At 65.7% G+C, this 16756-nt stretch carries 22 protein-coding genes, 1 tRNA gene and 1 pseudogene; 17 read left to right on the top strand and 7 right to left on the bottom strand.

Going from position 1 to position 16756, the window contains the following annotated elements:
• Nucleotides 1-43: 43 nt before the first annotated feature.
• Together OG246_RS09775 and OG246_RS09770 are read right to left on the bottom strand one after the other, a co-directional pair.
• On the bottom strand, nucleotides 44-2503 hold the full coding sequence (locus OG246_RS09775) for a tetratricopeptide repeat protein (RefSeq protein ID WP_266458824.1): 2460 nt from the start codon (nucleotides 2501-2503) through the stop codon (nucleotides 44-46).
• Complete coding sequence (locus OG246_RS09770; protein WP_266458821.1) at nucleotides 2500-2919, bottom strand: hypothetical protein; 420 nt, start codon at nucleotides 2917-2919, stop codon at nucleotides 2500-2502. The genes OG246_RS09775 and OG246_RS09770 overlap by 4 nt, the downstream gene beginning before the upstream one ends.
• Nucleotides 2920-3354: 435 nt before the next feature.
• On the opposite strand from OG246_RS09770, the gene OG246_RS09765 reads away from it, so the two are divergent.
• The 5 genes and pseudogenes from OG246_RS09765 (at nucleotide 3355) to OG246_RS09745 (ending at nucleotide 6131) form a co-directional block, all read left to right on the top strand.
• Complete coding sequence (locus OG246_RS09765; RefSeq protein WP_266458818.1) at nucleotides 3355-4416, top strand: DUF262 domain-containing protein; 1062 nt, start codon at nucleotides 3355-3357, stop codon at nucleotides 4414-4416.
• On the top strand, nucleotides 4409-5119 hold the full coding sequence (locus OG246_RS09760; RefSeq protein ID WP_266458815.1) for a HEPN domain-containing protein: 711 nt from the start codon (nucleotides 4409-4411) through the stop codon (nucleotides 5117-5119). Before OG246_RS09765 ends, OG246_RS09760 begins: the two co-directional genes overlap by 8 nt.
• A 31-nt stretch (nucleotides 5120-5150) precedes the next feature.
• Nucleotides 5151-5242, top strand: a tRNA-OTHER gene (locus OG246_RS09755).
• Between the two features lie 104 nt (nucleotides 5243-5346).
• Nucleotides 5347-5439: pseudogene (locus OG246_RS09750) on the top strand (phosphoribosyltransferase); the annotation flags it as partial.
• 116 nt (nucleotides 5440-5555) lie between these two features.
• Nucleotides 5556-6131, top strand: a complete 576-nt coding sequence (locus OG246_RS09745; protein WP_266458812.1) for a hypothetical protein — start codon at nucleotides 5556-5558, stop codon at nucleotides 6129-6131.
• A gap of 274 nt (nucleotides 6132-6405) precedes the next feature.
• On the opposite strand, the gene OG246_RS09740 is transcribed toward OG246_RS09745, so the two are convergent.
• Nucleotides 6406-6627 (bottom strand): DUF2188 domain-containing protein, encoded by a 222-nt coding sequence (locus OG246_RS09740; protein ID WP_266458810.1) that lies wholly within the window; start codon nucleotides 6625-6627, stop codon nucleotides 6406-6408.
• A 7-nt stretch (nucleotides 6628-6634) separates the two neighbouring features.
• On the bottom strand, nucleotides 6635-6802 hold the full coding sequence (locus OG246_RS09735; RefSeq protein WP_266458807.1) for a hypothetical protein: 168 nt from the start codon (nucleotides 6800-6802) through the stop codon (nucleotides 6635-6637).
• Between the two features lie 221 nt (nucleotides 6803-7023).
• On the opposite strand from OG246_RS09735, the gene OG246_RS09730 reads away from it, so the two are divergent.
• Both OG246_RS09730 and OG246_RS09725 read left to right on the top strand, forming a co-directional pair.
• Nucleotides 7024-7386 carry a helix-turn-helix domain-containing protein gene (locus OG246_RS09730; RefSeq protein ID WP_266458804.1) on the top strand — a complete coding sequence of 121 codons (363 nt, stop codon included), beginning with the start codon at nucleotides 7024-7026 and terminating at the stop codon, nucleotides 7384-7386.
• Between the two features lie 2 nt (nucleotides 7387-7388).
• Complete coding sequence (locus OG246_RS09725) at nucleotides 7389-7907, top strand: ImmA/IrrE family metallo-endopeptidase (protein ID WP_266458801.1); 519 nt, start codon at nucleotides 7389-7391, stop codon at nucleotides 7905-7907.
• Nucleotides 7908-8380: 473 nt separating this feature from the next.
• Here OG246_RS09725 and OG246_RS09720 read toward each other — a convergent pair whose 3' ends face one another.
• The 3 genes from OG246_RS09720 to OG246_RS09710 are packed head-to-tail and all read right to left on the bottom strand — an operon-like array spanning nucleotide 8381 to nucleotide 9652.
• Nucleotides 8381-8767: a hypothetical protein gene (locus OG246_RS09720; protein WP_266458798.1), complete on the bottom strand. Its 387-nt coding sequence runs from the start codon at nucleotides 8765-8767 to the stop codon at nucleotides 8381-8383.
• On the bottom strand, nucleotides 8761-9189 hold the full coding sequence (locus tag OG246_RS09715) for an ATP-binding protein (RefSeq protein ID WP_266458795.1): 429 nt from the start codon (nucleotides 9187-9189) through the stop codon (nucleotides 8761-8763). The genes OG246_RS09720 and OG246_RS09715 overlap by 7 nt, the downstream gene beginning before the upstream one ends.
• Nucleotides 9190-9235: 46 nt before the next feature.
• Nucleotides 9236-9652 (bottom strand): NUDIX hydrolase, encoded by a 417-nt coding sequence (locus tag OG246_RS09710; RefSeq protein ID WP_266464024.1) that lies wholly within the window; start codon nucleotides 9650-9652, stop codon nucleotides 9236-9238.
• 107 nt (nucleotides 9653-9759) lie between these two features.
• Between OG246_RS09710 and OG246_RS09705 the strand changes: the two genes are divergently transcribed.
• The 10 genes from OG246_RS09705 to OG246_RS09660 all read left to right on the top strand — a co-directional run bounded on the left by OG246_RS09705 (nucleotide 9760) and on the right by OG246_RS09660 (nucleotide 16696).
• The gene (locus OG246_RS09705; RefSeq protein ID WP_266458793.1) at nucleotides 9760-10548 is read left to right on the top strand and encodes a GntR family transcriptional regulator; all 789 of its coding nucleotides are present in this window, start codon (nucleotides 9760-9762) and stop codon (nucleotides 10546-10548) included.
• Nucleotides 10549-10713: 165 nt separating this feature from the next.
• Entirely contained in the window at nucleotides 10714-11070 is a 357-nt protein-coding gene (locus OG246_RS09700; protein ID WP_266458791.1) for a hypothetical protein, read from the top strand.
• A complete protein-coding gene (locus tag OG246_RS09695; RefSeq protein ID WP_266458789.1) occupies nucleotides 11070-12446 on the top strand; it encodes an FtsK/SpoIIIE domain-containing protein in 1377 nt (458 codons plus the stop codon). Before OG246_RS09700 ends, OG246_RS09695 begins: the two co-directional genes overlap by 1 nt.
• A gap of 85 nt (nucleotides 12447-12531) precedes the next feature.
• A complete protein-coding gene (locus OG246_RS09690) occupies nucleotides 12532-13128 on the top strand; it encodes a DUF2637 domain-containing protein (RefSeq protein ID WP_266458786.1) in 597 nt (198 codons plus the stop codon).
• Nucleotides 13129-13140: 12 nt separating this feature from the next.
• Nucleotides 13141-13332: a mobile element transfer protein gene (locus tag OG246_RS09685; protein ID WP_030673588.1), complete on the top strand. Its 192-nt coding sequence runs from the start codon at nucleotides 13141-13143 to the stop codon at nucleotides 13330-13332.
• Between the two features lie 12 nt (nucleotides 13333-13344).
• Nucleotides 13345-13539, top strand: coding sequence for a hypothetical protein (locus OG246_RS09680; protein ID WP_266458782.1), 195 nt, complete (start codon nucleotides 13345-13347; stop codon nucleotides 13537-13539).
• Nucleotides 13540-13564: 25 nt separating this feature from the next.
• On the top strand, nucleotides 13565-13810 hold the full coding sequence (locus tag OG246_RS09675; protein ID WP_266458780.1) for a SpdD protein: 246 nt from the start codon (nucleotides 13565-13567) through the stop codon (nucleotides 13808-13810).
• Nucleotides 13811-13974: 164 nt separating this feature from the next.
• Complete coding sequence (locus tag OG246_RS09670) at nucleotides 13975-15264, top strand: replication initiator (protein WP_266458778.1); 1290 nt, start codon at nucleotides 13975-13977, stop codon at nucleotides 15262-15264.
• Entirely contained in the window at nucleotides 15261-15467 is a 207-nt protein-coding gene (locus OG246_RS09665; RefSeq protein WP_266458776.1) for a helix-turn-helix domain-containing protein, read from the top strand. The genes OG246_RS09670 and OG246_RS09665 overlap by 4 nt, the downstream gene beginning before the upstream one ends.
• Complete coding sequence (locus OG246_RS09660; RefSeq protein ID WP_266458773.1) at nucleotides 15455-16696, top strand: site-specific integrase; 1242 nt, start codon at nucleotides 15455-15457, stop codon at nucleotides 16694-16696. The genes OG246_RS09665 and OG246_RS09660 overlap by 13 nt, the downstream gene beginning before the upstream one ends.
• Nucleotides 16697-16756 lie beyond the last annotated feature (60 nt).

The raw sequence follows: 16756 nt of genomic DNA, 5'->3' as shown, positions 1-16756 counted from the left end.
CAACCTTCTGATCCGTAGCTCTATGTGGATCGGTTGTTTGGGGTCATTCCGGTTGGTCGGGAGCGTCTGAGGGGTGCTGAAGGTCAGGGGTGGTTGCTGGGGTTGCTGTATCTGGTTGCTGTACTGCCTCGGCAACTTTGCGGGCGTGGGCGAGGTTGTTGCGGCTGTTCAAGGTCTGGGGGTGGGTGTCGCCGAGAACCTGCTCGTACTGGGTGAGGGTGGCCTCGTACAGGGAGATGGCGCGGTCCAGATCCCCCGCCGACGCGTAGGCTCCGGCAAGGTTGTTGCGACTGTTCAAGGTGCTCGGATGCGTGTCGCCGAGAACCTGCTCGCGCTGGGTGAGGCTGGCCTCGTACAGGGAGATGGCGCGGTCCAGATCCCCCGCCGACTGGTAGGCGTAGGCAAGGTTGTTGCGGCTGGTCAGGGTGTCGGGGTGGGTGTCGCCGAGAACCTGCTCGCGCTGGGTGAGGCTGGCCTCGTACAGGGGGATCGCGCGGTCCAGATCCCCCGCCGACTCGTAGGCTCCGGCAAGGTTGTTGCGACTGTTCAAGGTGCTCGGATGCGTGTCGCCGAGAACCTGCTCGCGCTGGGTGAGGCTGGCCTCGTACAGGGAGATGGCGCGGTCCAGATCCCCCGCCGACGCGTACGCTCCGGCAAGGTTGTTGCGACTGTTCAAGGTGCTCGGATGCGTGTCGCCGAGAACCTGCTCGCGCTGGGTGAGGCTGGCCTCGTACAGGGGGATCGCGCGGTCCAGATCCCCCGCCGACTGGTAGGCGTAGGCAAGGTTGTTGCGGCTGGTCAGGGTGTCGGGGTGGGTGTCGCCGAGAACCTGCTCGTACTGGGTGAGGCTGGCCTCGTACAGGGAGATGGCGCGGTCCAGATCCCCCGCCGACGCGTACGCTCCGGCAAGGTTGTTGCGACTGGTCAGAGTGTCGGGGTGCGTGTCGCCGAGAACCTGCTCGTACTGGGTGAGGCTGGCCTCGTACAGGGGGATCGCGCGGTCCAGATCCCCCGCCGACTCGTAGGCTCCGGCAAGGTTGTTGCGACTGGTCAGAGTGTCGGGGTGCGTGTCGCCGAAGACCGTCTCGTACTGGGTGAGGGCGGCTGTGCGCAGGGGGATGCTGTGGGCGTCGCGTCCCTGGCGGTACAGGTATTGCGCGGCGACGTGATAGGCGTCTGCGGTTTCGCTTGATGCCGGGCTGTGGGGTGGTGTTGATGCGGCGAGGGCGACCACATGGGGGAGGAGGCGTTCCCACTGTGAAGTGTTCGTGTCCTCGGTGGGGATGGCCCGCCGGATGATGTGTTCGGCGTCTTGCCGTCCGGGTGAGTGTCCGTCCGGTCCGGTGGCAGGGCGGTGTTGCAGGACGGTCTGTACTAGGCGGTGGACGCTGATGCTCTGCCGGTCGGCGCTGTGGGAGATCATGTTGTAGGAATGCAGCACGCCCAGGGCTTCGCCGAGACTGAGGGTGTCGGAACACAGCAGGGCGAGCAGGGCGCGGGGGATGCCGTCGGGTGCGAGCCAGGCCATCGCGTTGAGCAAGCTGACCGCGCGCGGGTTGCGGAGTTCGACGGCGGTCAGAGTGTGGCGCCAGATGCGGGCGATGGTGCGTTCGGGGTCGATACCGCCCACGGCGGTGTCCATGACCTGCCCCAGCAGGGCCCTGTAGTCGGCCAGCGCAGTTCCGGTCTCGAAGAGATAGGCGCCCGCCTGTTCCAAGGCCAGCGGCAGGTAGCCTAGTTCGGCGGCGAGTGCGCTGGCCTCCTCGCGCTGTTGCTGGGCGGGAGTCTGTCCCTCGCCGAGGGCGAGGGTGCACAGCAGACTCACGGCTGCGTCGGCATCGAGCAGGCCCAGGGGCATGGTGGGGGCAATCGCGTGCCAGCCGGTTGCGGTGCGGCTGGTGGCCAGGTGGTGGCCGTCGGGCAGGGCGCCGAGATAGTGGCGCAGGTCATCGGGGTGTTCGACGTTGTCGAAGACGAGCAGCCAGCCGGGGTGCCATTGCAGCCACAGGATCGCCCAGGCCGCCCGCTCCGGCACGTCCGCCGCCGGAGCCCACTGCGGGCACAACCGCAGGGCGAGGGAAGCCAGGCCCGCGACGATCTGCTCGGTGGTCGCCGCGTTGAGCCACCACACCACGCTGTAGGCGTGCCGGTGGAGGTGTGCGTAATGCAGAGCGAGGGTGCTCTTGCCGATCCCACCCAGCCCATGGATCGCCCGCGTACCGGACACCTGAGTGACCGCCGCCTCCCCCTCGTCGGCCAGCAGCCGGCGCAGCCTGGCAAGTTCGTCCTCCCGCCCGACGAACACCCCGGAGGCAGACCCGGGAAGATTCGCCGCACCCGGAGGCGCGTCCACCTCCCTGGCCCAGCGCACCGCCTCGGCCGGCAGCATCACCACGCGCGCGCCGTCACCGGTGATGGCCACACCGACATCGCCGCCCACCCCGATGGACCGCGCACCCGTTGCCTGCACCCCACTGCCCCCTGGGGCTGGATGGTCGGTCATGGCCTGATCGTCGTGTTGTCCCCGGTGACGGCGGTACCGATGGTCTTGGCGGCGATGGACCGCTCACCGGACGCCGTCACATGCACCGTCTCCCCGCCGGCAGGGAGGATCCGGGTCAGCTCGGCCAGCAACTCGGCGTCCTCCCGCAGCGCCCGCTTGATCTGCTGACGCAGCGCGGCCGCCGCATCCTCATCGCCGGGCGCCTCGGCCGTGTCCTGAACCGCAGCCTCCAACTCCGCCCGGCCCTGCGCGTCACGACGGCGCCACACCGCCTGCAGCATGCGCCGCCCCAGGTTCGCCGTGGCGTCCACGGCCGCGTCCTCGGCCCGGGTCAGGACCGCCACCCCGTACGCACCCACCGCAGTCGTCAGATACGGACCCGCCTGCCCGACCAACTGCACGATCTCAGCACTCACTTGATCCCCCGACCACTGGCGGCCGACCACTTTGCGGCTCCGAAGGACCAGCGTAGAAACACCGCCCCCTTCACGAAACCAAAACGCCCGAACCGGGCGTGGCGGTTCCCCATCTCTTTACAGCGACCGACCCGGCTTGCTGACCGCCGCTCAGTGCCGAGCGACCCGCCACGCGCTCAGCTTGGGAAGCTGCGGCTCCCCGGGGCCTGCTGTGGTGGTGAGCTGCTGGGCTGCGTCCTCGCCGACTTCGTCCCCTTCACTGTGATTCCGCGCCGTTCCCAGCTCGATCTCGTGCGGTTGTGGTGCAGCAGCGGTTGCTGCTCGGCACGAGGAGTGCGCTGCCTAAAGCGCTGGCCGCTCGCTCAGCCCCCGCGCAGGGTTACTGGTCTCTGCATTACACGCCGTAGAAGGTTATTAGCCCACTACACTGCCTCCATGTCTGCTGGCGCATCACTCGAAAACCTGGAAGAGCAGCTCCGAGGCGAGCGCGGAAAAGTTGATGTCGCTGTACACAACTTCTCCGTTCGCGAACTGGTGCGGATGATTGTCGACGAGGAACTTAATGCCTCGCCCAATTATCAGCGAAAGTTCCGCTGGGAAGAGTCGGATGAGGCACTGTTTGTGGAGTCTGTATTTCTCGGACTCCCCATTCCGCCAATTTTCGTGGCCACTAACGTCGGATTTCAATGGGAGGTCGTTGATGGACTTCAACGTCTTTCAACCCTAGCTCATTTCCTTGCCAAGGACGAAAATGAAGCGAAGTTCATCGGCAGGAAGAGGCCGCTATTTCTTGATGGCTTGGAGAAGCTCACCGAACTTAACGGACAGACCTTCTCTGATCTACCAAAGAACCTTCAAGTCTACTTCGGCAGGCAGCCTCTACAGGTAATTTCACTCACGGATAAAAGTGACCGCCAGGTGCGCTTTGACGTATTTGAGCGGCTCAATCGAGGCGGGATTCGACTCACCGCGCAAGAGGTGCGCGCTTGTGTTTACATGGGAACCTTCAACGACTTCATCGAGGAATTGGCGGAAGATCCTCGCCTCAAGAAGCTAGTGAAGTTGCAGCGCAGTCATGAGAACGATGGGACGCGGGCTGAGCAGGTGCTCAAATTCTTCGCTTACAAGAACAGCAGGGATGAATTTGACGGTAAGGTCGAACGGTTCTTGAACAGCTATATGGGGGCGACTGACGAAGGCTTTGACTACAAGACCGAGCGTGCGATCTTTGATCAGGCGCTTGACACCCTCTACGAGGTGTGTGACCAACGGCCCTTCTTGCGCAAGCAGACGAAGGTGACCCCGCTAGTCCAGTTCGAGGCCTGCTTGGTTGCGGCTGGCGACCTGGCCGCAGAGGGCACACCCGTAGGCGATGTCAACGCAGGTTGGCTCGAAGATCAAGAGCTGAGGATTTCCAGCGGAGCTGGATCTAACACTAAGGCAATGCTGCGTCGCCGCCTCAAGAGGGCTAAGGATCTACTCAGTGGCAATGCATGAGGTACTGGTCCTTGACGCCCAATCACAGGGGGAACGCCTCCTCAGGCGCTGCGATGACTTGAAGAAGTTTCTTGCGCTCGCAAGGAACTCCCCTCAAGGATCGCAGCCAGACGCGCGATGGAAGTCCGAGGCGAGAGATGCACGGGCCCTTTCTGTGGTTTGCAGCATGGCGGAGCTTGAGGCTTTTACCAAATTCCTCATCCAAGAGACTCATCGGGAGCTGAATTCTTCGGGTTTGCCTGTGCGCAGCTTTCGCCCCAGCCTCCGCCAACTTGCCGCGCACACGACTTTCGAAAGCCTTCGCAGCCTTTCTGACCACTCCAAGTTGTGGGAGAAGCGGAAGTATGCGACGACACTTGAAGCGTGTGGCGACCCAATAGTTTTGCCTATAGAGCTCAAACATGCGCAGCCGCCGCTAGATGGCAGGACACTGAGGCCCGAACATTTCAACCGAATCTGGGAAATCTATGGACTTCCTGATGTGGCCTTCCCTTTCGCAACATGGGGTGCTTCACTTCAAAAGATGGCACTCTTTAGGAATGATGTCGCCCACGGAAACATCCCCTACGTGGAGATCTTCCAGCAAGCAGGAAGGTCTGTAGCTGACGTCGAGCGTTACGTCAATGACATTAGCGAGTTCGCAATTCATTTAGTCGCTGCCTGGGTAGATTACTTGGAAGCTCAAGGCTACATAAGGCCATAGGATGAGGCTTCTTCGCGTTCTGCGACAGGTCGGTGGAGTCTCAGTGGGCGAGTCAACGCTTGAGTGATCTTGAAAACCATCGTGGCAGCGATGTCACAGTGGGTTCAAATCCCACACCCACCGCAGGTGAACGGCCCTCGACCAGGAAAGTCGGTCGGTGGCCGTTGTGTTGTCCGGTGCCTACGCGTACCCGCTGGCCACCGCTCGATCGGGCACGTGGGAGCACGCGTACCGACGAGTGGATCAACGGCCCGTGGAGCGTTTTGCCTGTAGTACGTAAGTCGGGCGAGCCGGTCACTCCATCCAAAGAAGCGCTCTGAACTGGCAAAAGTCGCGCGCCATAAGGTGATCGTTCGGCAAGCTGTGCAGGCCTGGTGTGCCTCAACAGTTTGTCGATCATCACACTTGATCACGGTCCGAGGATGATGATGAGCCAGTGCTCGAAACTGCGCTCACCATCTTTGGCATCGCGCTCCAAACGCTCGGGTTGGTTGCGGCTGCGACTGGCCTCTACAAGACGTTCAAGGACTGCTCGGCTCCCGGCGATCGCTTCTTCAGCAGCGTGCTCGCGACTGAGTTCGAAGTGGCCCGGCAGGTTCGGACTGCACTTGTACGCTCGATTCGACGCTTCCTTCGGCGCCCTCGACCGTCCGTGACTCACGGTCTGGGTACGGCACTGTCCGCCGGGTTTACAGGGCGCGCCAAGGGGCTCGTTCAATTCGGCCAGCTGCCGGACCCTGCGCAGGATGCCGAAGCTTTCAGGGCCGAGATTGAAAACCGATTGAACCGCCTCTTCAAGCTTGCCCAGGACGTGCAGCACGATCTGGGCCAAGAGGCGAAAGCCCGAGGCCAGGAGGCTCAACGGCTAGAGGAAGATCTTCAGGCGCGTATCGCCACCATTGATCACGAGTCGAAGCGGGCCACGATTCGAGGCTTGCGCGAGCAGGTGCTCGGGTTCTTCTGTGTTGCTCTTGGGCTAGTGGTGCAGAGCGTCCTTGACCTGACCTTCTGACCCGGGAACCAACTTCTTCCTCAACTTACGTTCGGGGATTGGCACCTGGGGCGGGACCCGGTGCGCAGTCTCTGAGCAGTACGAGAGTGGTCGGCAACCGTCGTCGTCTGTCGTCGTTGGCTGGTCTCGGACGGCCCCCAGACGGCCCGGGATGGGCCATATGCCGAAGGCCTCGCTCCCCTTCAAAAGAGGGGCGAGGCCTTCGTTAGCATCACGGCGAGATGGTGCGGGCTGGGGCTGCGGATTGCCGTCCTGTGCTGGCCTCAGCCCCCACTCACCCCTTCGGCGGGTACGGGTCGTCCCCGTAGGTGTATTCCTTCTCGATCGTGCCGTCCGCGTTGTGGATGATCAGCTGGCTGGGCGGGTTGGCGCGTGCGATGCGCTGCCCCGCCTCGACGGCCTCGTATTTGTAGTTGTAGTCCGACAGCCGCTCCTGCTCGCGGCGGAGCTGCCACGTACTTCCGCTCGGCACAACTCGGTATCGCGTTCGGGCCATAGCGCTCTCACTTCTCCTTACGTACGCCCTTGAAGGGCTTGCTGTCGCTCTTGGCGTTCAGAAACTTGCCGGTCAACGCGTCCCGCAGGGTCCACGTGCCCGTTCGGGTGTTCAGAGCCTGGCTCCGGCTCCGTACGGTCCCTCGCCGATAGCCGGCTCCCGTGTTCTTCGCCACGGCTTCCTCCATTCGGTAGCGGGCGCATGCGTGTTGCCGTGCGCCGCTCGTCCGCCGCTGTCATGATCGCGGCGCGCTTGCAGAGGGAACGCTACGCACATGCACCATCGCTCGTCAAGATCGGTCAGTATCGCTGACATCCTCAACGTTACCTGACGGTAATGTTTGTGAGGTAAACCTATCCACTGTTAGAGTTGGTGGACTTATCGCAGGGAGTGGGCATGCCGCAGCCAGACGACCCCCAGGTCGACCGTTTCTATGCGTCCGTGGGGGATCGCATCCGTGGCGCCAGGTCTGCTTCACGACTGACTCAAGCTCAACTGGCCGCATCCCTCGGTCTGGCTCGCTCGTCGATTGCAAACATCGAGAGCGGGCGACAGCGACTCCCCCTGCATATATTCGCCCTGATTGCCGAGACGCTAAATATCAAAATTGCCGAACTCCTGCCAGACGTGACCGATAATCAACCTGCGCCCGAGTTGAGCAATATCGATGAGCGGCTTCAAGGTGCAGACGAGAGCAGTCGAGACTTCGTAGAGAGCGCCCTCGCCCAACTAATTGGAAAGCCGGGGCCGAAGGAGTGAACATGTCCGATCCCGTCCAGGCTGCGCAGTCACTTCTGAGGAAATACGAGGTCGACACTTTCCCAGTACCAATTGAATCAATCGCTCGCGCCGAGGGCGTGATTATTACGCGCAAGGCGTTCGACGGCAGAGAGTCGGGGTTTGCTCTCAGGGATGGTCAAACTAGGATTATTGGTGTCAATTCGGCAACTAGTCCTAGGCGTCAACGCTTCACGATCGCCCACGAGATGGGGCACCTCGACCTCCACGAGGGAAAGCCGCTCATCGTGGATCACGCGATGAGGATTGACTGGCGCGACGACGTGTCAAGCCTGGGGACAAATGAGCAAGAGATCGAGGCCAACGCTTTTGCCGCCGAAATACTCATGCCTGTTCGAATGATTCGGTCGCAAGTATCTTCTTATGCGCGAGACGGCAACATCATCCGCGATCGATTGATCGTAAAGTTGGCCAGAGATTTTGACGTGAGCGCTGAAGCCATGGGATATCGCTTGATTAATCTCGGAATCCTCGCTTCCTGAATTCCAGCGTCGGCCTCCGTAAAGCGCCATCAACCCACCACTTACCCCGGCTCCCATCCCGTCTGCCGTCGACCCACACACCGTGGAGCGGGCGTGGTTCAGGGCGTCAAGGTGGAGCGCGCCACTGTACGAACGACCTTGACGCCCTGGGCCGCGACTGCTCGGCTCTGCCTGGGTCGATGGCGGACGGGATGGGAGCACCCCGCGCACGCCACTACGCGGCCGGCACTCGCGAACGGCGCCCCCGCCATCTCGGAGCCTGAGCGCCCCCGCCGGAGGCACTGCTTTGCCCGCGGTCGTGCCTATGCGGTGCTCGACTCATGGCTGCCCGGCCCTATCCATATGTGGGCGTGCGTCGGCGGCGGCAGCGCCGAGCGGGCCGAAGGCAGGAGCGCGGGCGCAGCCAGAGCCGGGAAGCGCGCCCGGCGGAGCGGAGCGCAGCCGGGACTTGAACCAGTAGAGAAAGTTGTAACTCAGTCGGACGCGTGGGGCTTGAAGTCGTATGCGCATGCTGGGAGTTCGGCACACTGTCGGTGTGCAAGCGGCAGGAAGATCGCTGGTCGGATAGTCCAGGTGATGCGCGTGGTGCCATGGGTGATCGCGACCGTGCAGGGCTCTCCGTGTAGGAGTGCATGGCGTGTTGCGATACGACCCTGATAGAGCCAGACCCACGCTTCGTCGGAGGCCTCGGGATCGAGCGCCGGTGAGATCGTCCGCAGTGCGACAGCAACCCATCTGTCCGCCTGGGGAGGCGAGTACGCGTCGAAGGACGCCCGGAGTGTCGGCCGCTGCTCCTGTTCTGTGAGGTCCTGGGTCCAGCATTCGCACCAGAAGCCCGGCCGGGTGCCGTTGGTCAGCATGGGTGCCCTCCCGGGTGCATGTCCGTGAAGAGCTCCGCGGTGACCGTGTGGCCGCCGTCGCTGTCGTGGACCACAACACGGTGGGCAATCGCGCTGACCATGCCCAACCCCCGGCCGTGTTCAGCCTCCTGGTCCCGGTGCTCGACCTTCGGAGCCGTACCGGCTCCCCCGTCATCCGTCACCGACAGGGCGACCACCTGCGAAGACACCGCGAGCGCGAGATGGAAGCTGCCGGACTCCCGGCCGCTCGCCGTGTGCAGGATCGCGTTCGCGCTGAGCTCGCTGACGATTAACTCGGCGTCCTCGGCCAGCGGCGAACCGCACAGGATGTCCCGCGTCCAGCGGCGGGCCCTGCTCACCTCTTCCGGAAATCCTGGGCAAGTGAGCCCCCAGACCCGCGCAGTGCTCGTATACTCGTGCATACAAGTTCCTTTATGCTGGTAGGCCGCCGTGTGCAGCGGGTTCGGGCTAGACGAGTTTCACGCCGTCGTGGGCGCGGATGGCGGGTGGGGATACCCCGCCCAGGGAGTCGAGTGCGTCCAGGACGCGGATCGCGTATGCCTCGTCGGCGAGTTCGGTGACTTCTTCGCGGGTGACCCAGCGGAGTGCGCGGGTCTCGTCCCCCGTGGTGGGCGTCCCGTCGGCGGCCTCACAGCGGAAGACCAGAGAGACGATCAGGCCCGTCATGTTCTTGTAGACGCCGGTGAGGGTCGCGGGAACCGCGACCCTGATTCCGGTCTCTTCGAGGACTTCGCGCTGGAGTGCCTCGGGAATGGTTTCGTCGCGTTCGAGAACGCCGCCCGGAGGTTCCCACTGGCCGTTGTCGCGACGCTTGATCAAAAGGGCCCGGCCCTGGTCGTCAATGATGACTCCGGCAACGCTCACGGAGTGCGGACGGTCAGTGCTCACGTTCCTCGGCCCTCTCGGATGGCTAGGCTCTCCACCGTAGCAACAAAACTCGCCCACTCGTCTAGATACCTAAAGGAGTAAACGTGACCTCACTCCCGACCAGCCAGCTCGGCGATCTGGACCCCACGAGCGATCGTGCGGTGTTCCGGCAGATCGCCGACCAGCTGCGCGAGGCCATCGACCGTGGGCGATTCACGGAGGGCGAAAAGCTGCCCTCGGAAGCCGAGCTCGTCGACCATTACGGGGTTTCCCGTATGACGGTTCGAAACTCCTTCTCCATCCTCCAGGGCGAGGGCCTGGTGCACGCGGAGCACGGCAAGGGCGTCTTCGTGCGACCGCGCCCGCCCGTCCGCCGGCTGGCCTCCGACCGGTTCGCCCGGCGCCACCGCGAGCAGGGGAAGTCCGCGTTCATCGTCGAGGCCGACGCCGCGGGCAGCCACCCCCAGGTCGACAGCCTGGAGGTCAAGGAGGAGAAGGCCAGTCAGGACATCTCCGCCCGGCTCGGGTCCGTACGGCGCGTGCTCGCGCGGCGTCGCCGGTATCTGCTCGACGGGAAGCCGGTCGAGTTCGCTACCTCGTACCTCCCGCTGGACATCGCGCGGGACACCCCGATCGCCGAGCCCAACCCCGGCCCGGGCGGCATCTATGCCCGCCTCGAGGAACTGGGCCACCGCCTCGACCATTTCGAGGAGGAGATCAGGGCCCGGATGCCCTCGCCGACCGAGGTGAAGACGCTCCGGCTGGCTGCTGGTGTGCCGGTGATCCACCTGATCCGCACCGCGTACGACACCGAGGGGCGGGCCGTGGAGGTCTGCGACACGGTCATGGCGGCTGATGCCTACGTGCTGTCGTACCAGCTCCCGGCGACGTGATCGCATGACCGGCGGTGGTGCGCGAGGCTCCTTCTCCGAACTCGTACACCCCAACAGGCATACTCGTATAGACGAGTGGGCAAGTTGTGTGGCAGGGTGGTCGTCGCTCCCGGAGATCGGGTTCGAAGACTGCAACTCATATAGACGAGTAGATAGGAAGAAATCTTGCGCACCATCCGTGTGGAGACCTCCGCCTCGACGATCCTGCTGACCGAAGCCCCTGAGCCCAAGGTCCGTGACCGTCAGACCGGCGAGATCGCCAAGGACGCCGTCAGCGGCGAAGCGTTGATGACGCTCGGCGTCGTCTACATCGAGGACGGGGAGTCCTCGCTCATCAAGGTCACCGTTCCCGAGAGCGGTGTCTCCGAGGGACTCGCCCTCGGGGCTCCCGTCTCGCTGCCGGGGCTGGTCGCCCGGCCGTGGGAGAGCGTGTTCAACGGGCAGCAGCGGCACGGCATCGCGTTCCGGGCGGCCGCCGTCACCCCGGCTGCCTTCCCGGCCGCCATAGGGGCCACGGCCTGATGACCGATCTGACGACGCTTCTGGAGGTGGGTGGTCCTGTCGCCGCGCTCGGCGGCGGGGCTGCCTACGCCCGAGCACAACACCCCGGCATCTACTGGTCCACGGTCGGCCTGCCGATATCCACGGCCCGGCTGCTCACCTCGTACAGCTCGGTCATGGAAGCGTGCGGTCTGACCGTGGCTCCCTCCCGGCTGCGGGTCATGGCGGTCAAAGCCACCACCCGCCGCGAGGTCCGTCCCGTACCGCCGCGTCGGGGCATCATCCGCCCTACGTCCACCGGGCTGCGGCTTCGTCTGCGGCTCGCCCCCGGGCAGGAACCCGCCGACGTCGCCGCCTCGGCCGAACGACTGCGGCACGCATGGGGAGTTCACGCCGTCTACGTCACGACCGTCAAGCCGGGTGTGGTCGAACTCCGGCTCGTCGGCTTCGACGTCCTGCGGAATGTGAAGATGCCACGCAAGACCGTGTCCGAACTCCTCAAGGTCCCCGTGGCTCTGCGGGAGGACGCGACCCCGTTCGTACGCGACTACCGAACCGTTCCCCACCAACTCACCCTCGGCGCAACGCTGTCCGGCAAGTCCATGTACCTGCGCCACCTCGTCACCGGACTCGCCCGGCAACCAGTCGCCCTGGTCGGCATCGACTGCAAGCGCGGTGTCGAACTGGCGCCGTTCGCCCCGCGGCTCTCGGCGCTGGCCACCGACCCGGAGCAGGCGGCCGAACTGCTGCCGGTGCTCATCAAGGAGATGGAGGACCGATACGACCTGATCAAGGCCCGGCAGGGCATCGCGCCCGGTATGCCCGCCGAGGAGATCACCTCGGACGTCTGGGGCCTGCCCGACCACGAACGCCCAGTACCGATCGTGCTGTTCGTCGACGAGGTCGCCGAACTCTTCCTCGTCGCCACGCGCAAGGACGAGGAACGGCGCGACGAGATGGTCACCCAGCTCATCCGGCTCGCTCAGCTCGGCCGTGCCGCCGGTATCTGCCTGGAGGTCTGCGGACAGCGGTTCGGCGCCGAGCTGGGCAAGGGCGCGACCATGCTGCGGGCCCAGTTGACCGGCCGCGTCTGCCACCGCGTCAACGACGAAGCCTCCGCCAAGATGGCGCTCGGTGACATCGCCCCCGAAGCGGTCTCCGCCGCCTGCGCCATCGCTCCCGAACGGCCCGGCCTGGCCGTGGCCGGTGACACGTCCGGTGGCTGGTCCCGCATACGTACGCCGTACCTGTCTCTCGGCGACGCCGCCGAGGTCTGCCGGGAGTCCGCGCACCTGGCGCCCGACCTGCCCGCGCTGAAGCCCTTTCGCCCCGACGTACCCGTACGACCTGTTCAGCTCCCGGCGCCGCTAGTCCAGCCGCGCCCGGCGACCGACTGACCTTCCCCTCCCGATCCCGGTCGGCGTGACCGCCTCGCGCCAACTCCCTACCCCTCCCATGCCCGAACCCGGAAGGAGCCGCAGCATGCGCGCCCAACTGGCCCGCGTCGACGCGGTGCTCGTCCAAGCCGTCATCGCCGCCGCGCTGTCCTTCGCCCACCTGCACGACATCGCTTCGGCGGCCGGTCAGGACGGGTGGAAAGCTTGGGCGTATCCCATCTCCGTCGACCTGCTGCTCGTCGCCGCCTGGCGTCGGCTGCGGACCGGTGAGGCGAAAGTGGCCGGGTGGTGCTGGTTCGTCATCGCGCTGACCGCGTCACTCGGCGCGAACGTCGCCACCGCCGGACTGCTCGACATGGACCAGGTGCCGGCCTGGCTGCGCATCCTCGTCGCGGGCTGGCCCGCGGTCGCCTTCCTCGGCGGAACGCTCCTCGCCCACTCGGCGCCGACAGCCGTGGAGCACGCCGTGGACCAGGAGGCCGACGTCGAACCCGAGTCACCCTCGCTTCCGGCCCCGGAAACAACACCCGCCGTATCCGTCCCAGCCGCCCTGGTCGAGCACGCCCGCAAGGTCGCCGCCGAGCACCAGGCCCGTACAGGAGCCGCCATCGACACCCCAACCCTCCGCGCCCGACTCGGCGTTCCCGCACCCATGGCCGAGGCCATCGCCGCTCACCTCTGAAAGGAGATCCGCGTGACCGCCAACCGCCGCTTCCGCTCCGTCACCCGCATCGGCCCCGTTCAGGTCGGCACGTCGTACGACGGCCGGGGCCGCGAGAAGCACACCGCCGCCTGCACCGCCCCGCGCTGCGGATTCTCCGCCGACTACGACAGCCGCGCCGCCGCCGAACTGGCGGCCCGTACCCACCGTTGCCCCGTGCGCTGAAAGGACCATCCCTTGACTGTCAGCCTGCCGCTTGTCGTCGTCCTGGGCTTCTTCGCCTGGGGAGCGGTCAAGTTCCTCGGCGTTCGTACCTGGATCGTCGTCGTGATCGCCCTGTTCGGCTTCTGGCTCTCACAGACCTTCATGGCTCCGGTCATCGAGTCCGGCACCCGCTCCGGCGTGGACGTCATAAACGGCTCACACGACTAGACGAGTAGATAAGAGGAGTTCCGCTGTGTTCATGCCCAAGTACCCCGACAGCCCGACGCCTCCGCCCGCGCATGCCCATACTCCGGCCGATCCGGCGCCCGTGCGCCGGCCGGTCCCGCAGATATCCATCAGCACCGGAGCGGTCGCGGCCGTCCTCGTCGGTGGAGTCGTACTGACCGCGCTCCTGGCCGCCGTCGCCGTCTCGGCCATCTCCGTTGCCATCGCCGCCGTGGTCCTGCGCTCGATGCTTCGCGACCAGCACCGCCGCTGAAAGCCGCTGATCAGCAGACCCCCGGGACGGCCTCGATACCGCCAAGCATCCGCCGCCCCGGGGGCCCAACCCCTCCTGACCAAAGCCAGAAGGAGAAAGCCATCATCACCCGCTCCACCCCGCCCCCACTGTCCGAACTCGGCGAACTGGCCTCACTCGGCACCATGCCCGGCCTCCTCCGCCAGCTCTCCGGCCTCGGCGGCTGCACCCACCCGATCCGCCTCGACGGCCACCGCACCGAGTACGACGTGAACACCCGCACCGGCGAGATCGGCAACGTCCTCCACCAACTCGACTCCGCCACCCTCCCGGCCGGTCACCTCCTCGTCCGCTGCAACAACCGCCGCACGACCCGCTGCGCAGCCTGCGCCGAGGTCTACCGCCGCGACACCTTCCACCTGATCACCTCCGGCCTCCGCGGAGGCAAGGGCACCCCCGAACGCGTCGCCGCACACCCCCGCGTCTTCGCCACCTTCACCGCGCCGAGCTTCGGCCCCGTCCACAACCGCCCCACCGGGCCCGCCGGTTCGGTACGCCGCTGCCGCTGCGGCGTCCACCACGACCAGGACGACGACGCACTCGGCACTCCGCTCAATCCACAGTCGTACGACTACGAAGCGGCCGTCCTCTGGAACGCGCACGCCGGTCCGCTCTGGCGCCGCTTCTCGACCTACCTGCGCCGGGAGGTCGCCAAGCGCGCCGGACTCTCACAGCGCGCGTTCCGCGGGCACGCCCGGGTGTCCTTCGCCAAGGTCGCCGAGTACCAGAAACGCGGCGCCGTCCACTTCCACGCCGTCATCCGCATCGACGGCCCCGAGGGCGGCAACACCCCACCGCCGACCTGGGGGACCGCCGAACTCCTCACCGACGCCATCAGCGCCGCCGTTGCCCACGTCCACGTGGACGGCCCGGTCATCGACGGACGCGCCCACACCTTCACCTTCGGCCGACAGCTCGACGTACGCACCATCCGCAGCGCCGACTTCGACAGCGACCAGGAACTCACCGAACGGGCCGTCGCCTCCTACATCGCCAAGTACGCCACCAAGGGCGCCGAAACCGCCACGGGAGCTCTGGACCGCCCCCTGAAGTTCCTCGCCGAACTCGCCCAGCTCGACATCACCGACCACGCCCGCCAACTCATCCGAACCGCCTGGGCCCTCGGCGCCCGCAAGGACTTAGAGGACCTCCGGCTCCGAGCCTGGGCCCACATGCTCGGCTTCCGCGGCCACTTCTCCACCAAGTCCCGCCGCTACTCCACCACTCTCGGCGCCCTCCGCGACGCCCGCGCCGCCTGGCGCCGAGAGCAGGCAGCAGCCAACGGCCCCGAGCCGGATACGACGTACGTCCTCGCCCACTGGGCCTTCGCCGGAACCGGCCTCTCCTCCGCCGAAGCCTGGCTCGCCGCAACCCTCGAACCCGCCCCCGGAACGGAAGGAGAACCGACCGCATGACTTCGGTGACGATCCACCGGAAGTGGCACACGACGGCCGAGGTCGCCGAAATGCTCGGCTTCGGCCTCTCCAAGACGAAAGCGCTCGTGCTCGCCGGAGAGATCCGCTCCGTGAAGGTCGGTCGCAACCGTCGCATCCTTCCGGCCTGGGTGGACGAGTACGTCAACCGCTGCACCGCCGACGATGAGAGGTGGTCGGCGTGAGCGGGAAGCGAGGCAACGGCGAAGGGTCCATCTACCCCTACAAGAACGGTTTCGCGGCCTACGCCTGGGTGACAACCCCGGATGGCGACCGCAAGCGGAAGTACGTCTACGGCAAGACCCGCGACGACGTCCACGAAAAGTGGATCCGCCTGCACTCCGACGCCAGCAAGGGACCCGTACAGACTCGGCACCGCACCGTGGCGGCCTTCCTGTCGTACTGGCTGGACTCGATCGTAAGGCCGAATCTCGCCCCGCTCTCCTACATCTCGTACGAGGGCTCGGTGCGCCTCTACATCGGCCCCCACCTCGGCACGAAACGGCTCGACAAGCTCACTGTCCGGGACGTGCGCGAGTGGCTGACCAAGCTGGCCGGCATCTGTCAGTGCTGTGCTCAGGGGAAGGATGCCAAGCGCGCCACGAGTCGGCGGCGGTGCTGTGCCGTTGGCGAGTGCTGCGAGGCCTACCCTTCCCGGCGGGTGATCCAGGCTGCCCGTGATGCGTTGCGGGCCGCGCTGACTCACGCGGTGGCCGAGGAGGAGATCACCAAGAACGTGGCCTCCTTGGTCAAGGTGCCCAAGCCGCGCCGCCGCCGGATCAAGCCATGGTCCGCGGCTGAGGCAGGCCAGTTCCTCGCTGATGGCCTCGCCCGCGAGGATCCCCTGTTCGCGGCCTGGGTCCTGGTCCTCTGCCTCGGTCTGCGACGTGGTGAAGTCCTCGGCCTCACCTGGAAGTCCATCGACGCCGAAGCCGGTGAACTGTACGTGGATCACCACATCCAGCGTGCGGGCCGTCAGATCCTCCACCGGGAGACCAAGACCGAGGAGTCGGACGACTTCCTGCCGCTGCCCGAACTCTGCCTCAAGGCCCTGAGGATGCGCCGCGCTCAGCAGAAAGGGGACCAGAAGGCGGCGGGTGATCTCTGGCAGGACACCCACCGCCTGGTCTTCACCACGAAGTACGGGACGCCGATCGAGCCGGGCAACCTGACCCGCATGTTCGCCCTGCGGTCCCGCCGCGCCGGGCTCCGAGTGATCCCCCTACGGAACACCCGGCACACATGCAGCTCGCTCCTGGTCGCCCTCAAGGTCCACCCGAAGATCGCTCAGCGCATCCTGCGGCACTCGCAGATCGCCATGACGATGGAGGTCTACGCGGAGGCGAGTGAGGACCAGGTGCGCGCGGCGCTCGGCAAGCTGTCCGAAGCGATGGGCGGCACCGCCACCGGCTGACATCAGCCGTTGCTGTACTTCGCTGCTGTACGCCCCCGAAACGCCAAAGGCCCCGGAGTG

The organism is Streptomyces sp. NBC_00620, from assembly GCF_026341825.1.
GTDB lineage: Bacteria > Actinomycetota > Actinomycetes > Streptomycetales > Streptomycetaceae > Streptomyces.
This window is presented reverse-complemented; position numbering and strand designations above follow the sequence as displayed.

What these genes read in the sequence shown, in the direction of transcription:
- OG246_RS09775 (WP_266458824.1), bottom strand. Translation starts at nt 2,503, where the DNA reads ATGACCGACCATCCAGCCCCAGGGGGCAGTGGGGTGCAGGCAACGGGT.
- OG246_RS09765 (WP_266458818.1), top strand. Translation starts at nt 3,355, where the DNA reads ATGTCTGCTGGCGCATCACTCGAAAACCTGGAAGAGCAGCTCCGAGGC.
- OG246_RS09760 (WP_266458815.1), top strand. Translation starts at nt 4,409, where the DNA reads ATGCATGAGGTACTGGTCCTTGACGCCCAATCACAGGGGGAACGCCTC.
- OG246_RS09740 (WP_266458810.1), bottom strand. Translation starts at nt 6,627, where the DNA reads ATGGCCCGAACGCGATACCGAGTTGTGCCGAGCGGAAGTACGTGGCAG.
- OG246_RS09730 (WP_266458804.1), top strand. Translation starts at nt 7,024, where the DNA reads ATGCCGCAGCCAGACGACCCCCAGGTCGACCGTTTCTATGCGTCCGTG.
- OG246_RS09725 (WP_266458801.1), top strand. Translation starts at nt 7,389, where the DNA reads ATGTCCGATCCCGTCCAGGCTGCGCAGTCACTTCTGAGGAAATACGAG.
- OG246_RS09720 (WP_266458798.1), bottom strand. Translation starts at nt 8,767, where the DNA reads ATGCTGACCAACGGCACCCGGCCGGGCTTCTGGTGCGAATGCTGGACC.
- OG246_RS09715 (WP_266458795.1), bottom strand. Translation starts at nt 9,189, where the DNA reads ATGCACGAGTATACGAGCACTGCGCGGGTCTGGGGGCTCACTTGCCCA.
- OG246_RS09695 (WP_266458789.1), top strand. Translation starts at nt 11,070, where the DNA reads ATGACCGATCTGACGACGCTTCTGGAGGTGGGTGGTCCTGTCGCCGCG.
- OG246_RS09690 (WP_266458786.1), top strand. Translation starts at nt 12,532, where the DNA reads ATGCGCGCCCAACTGGCCCGCGTCGACGCGGTGCTCGTCCAAGCCGTC.
- OG246_RS09670 (WP_266458778.1), top strand. Translation starts at nt 13,975, where the DNA reads ATGCCCGGCCTCCTCCGCCAGCTCTCCGGCCTCGGCGGCTGCACCCAC.
- OG246_RS09665 (WP_266458776.1), top strand. Translation starts at nt 15,261, where the DNA reads ATGACTTCGGTGACGATCCACCGGAAGTGGCACACGACGGCCGAGGTC.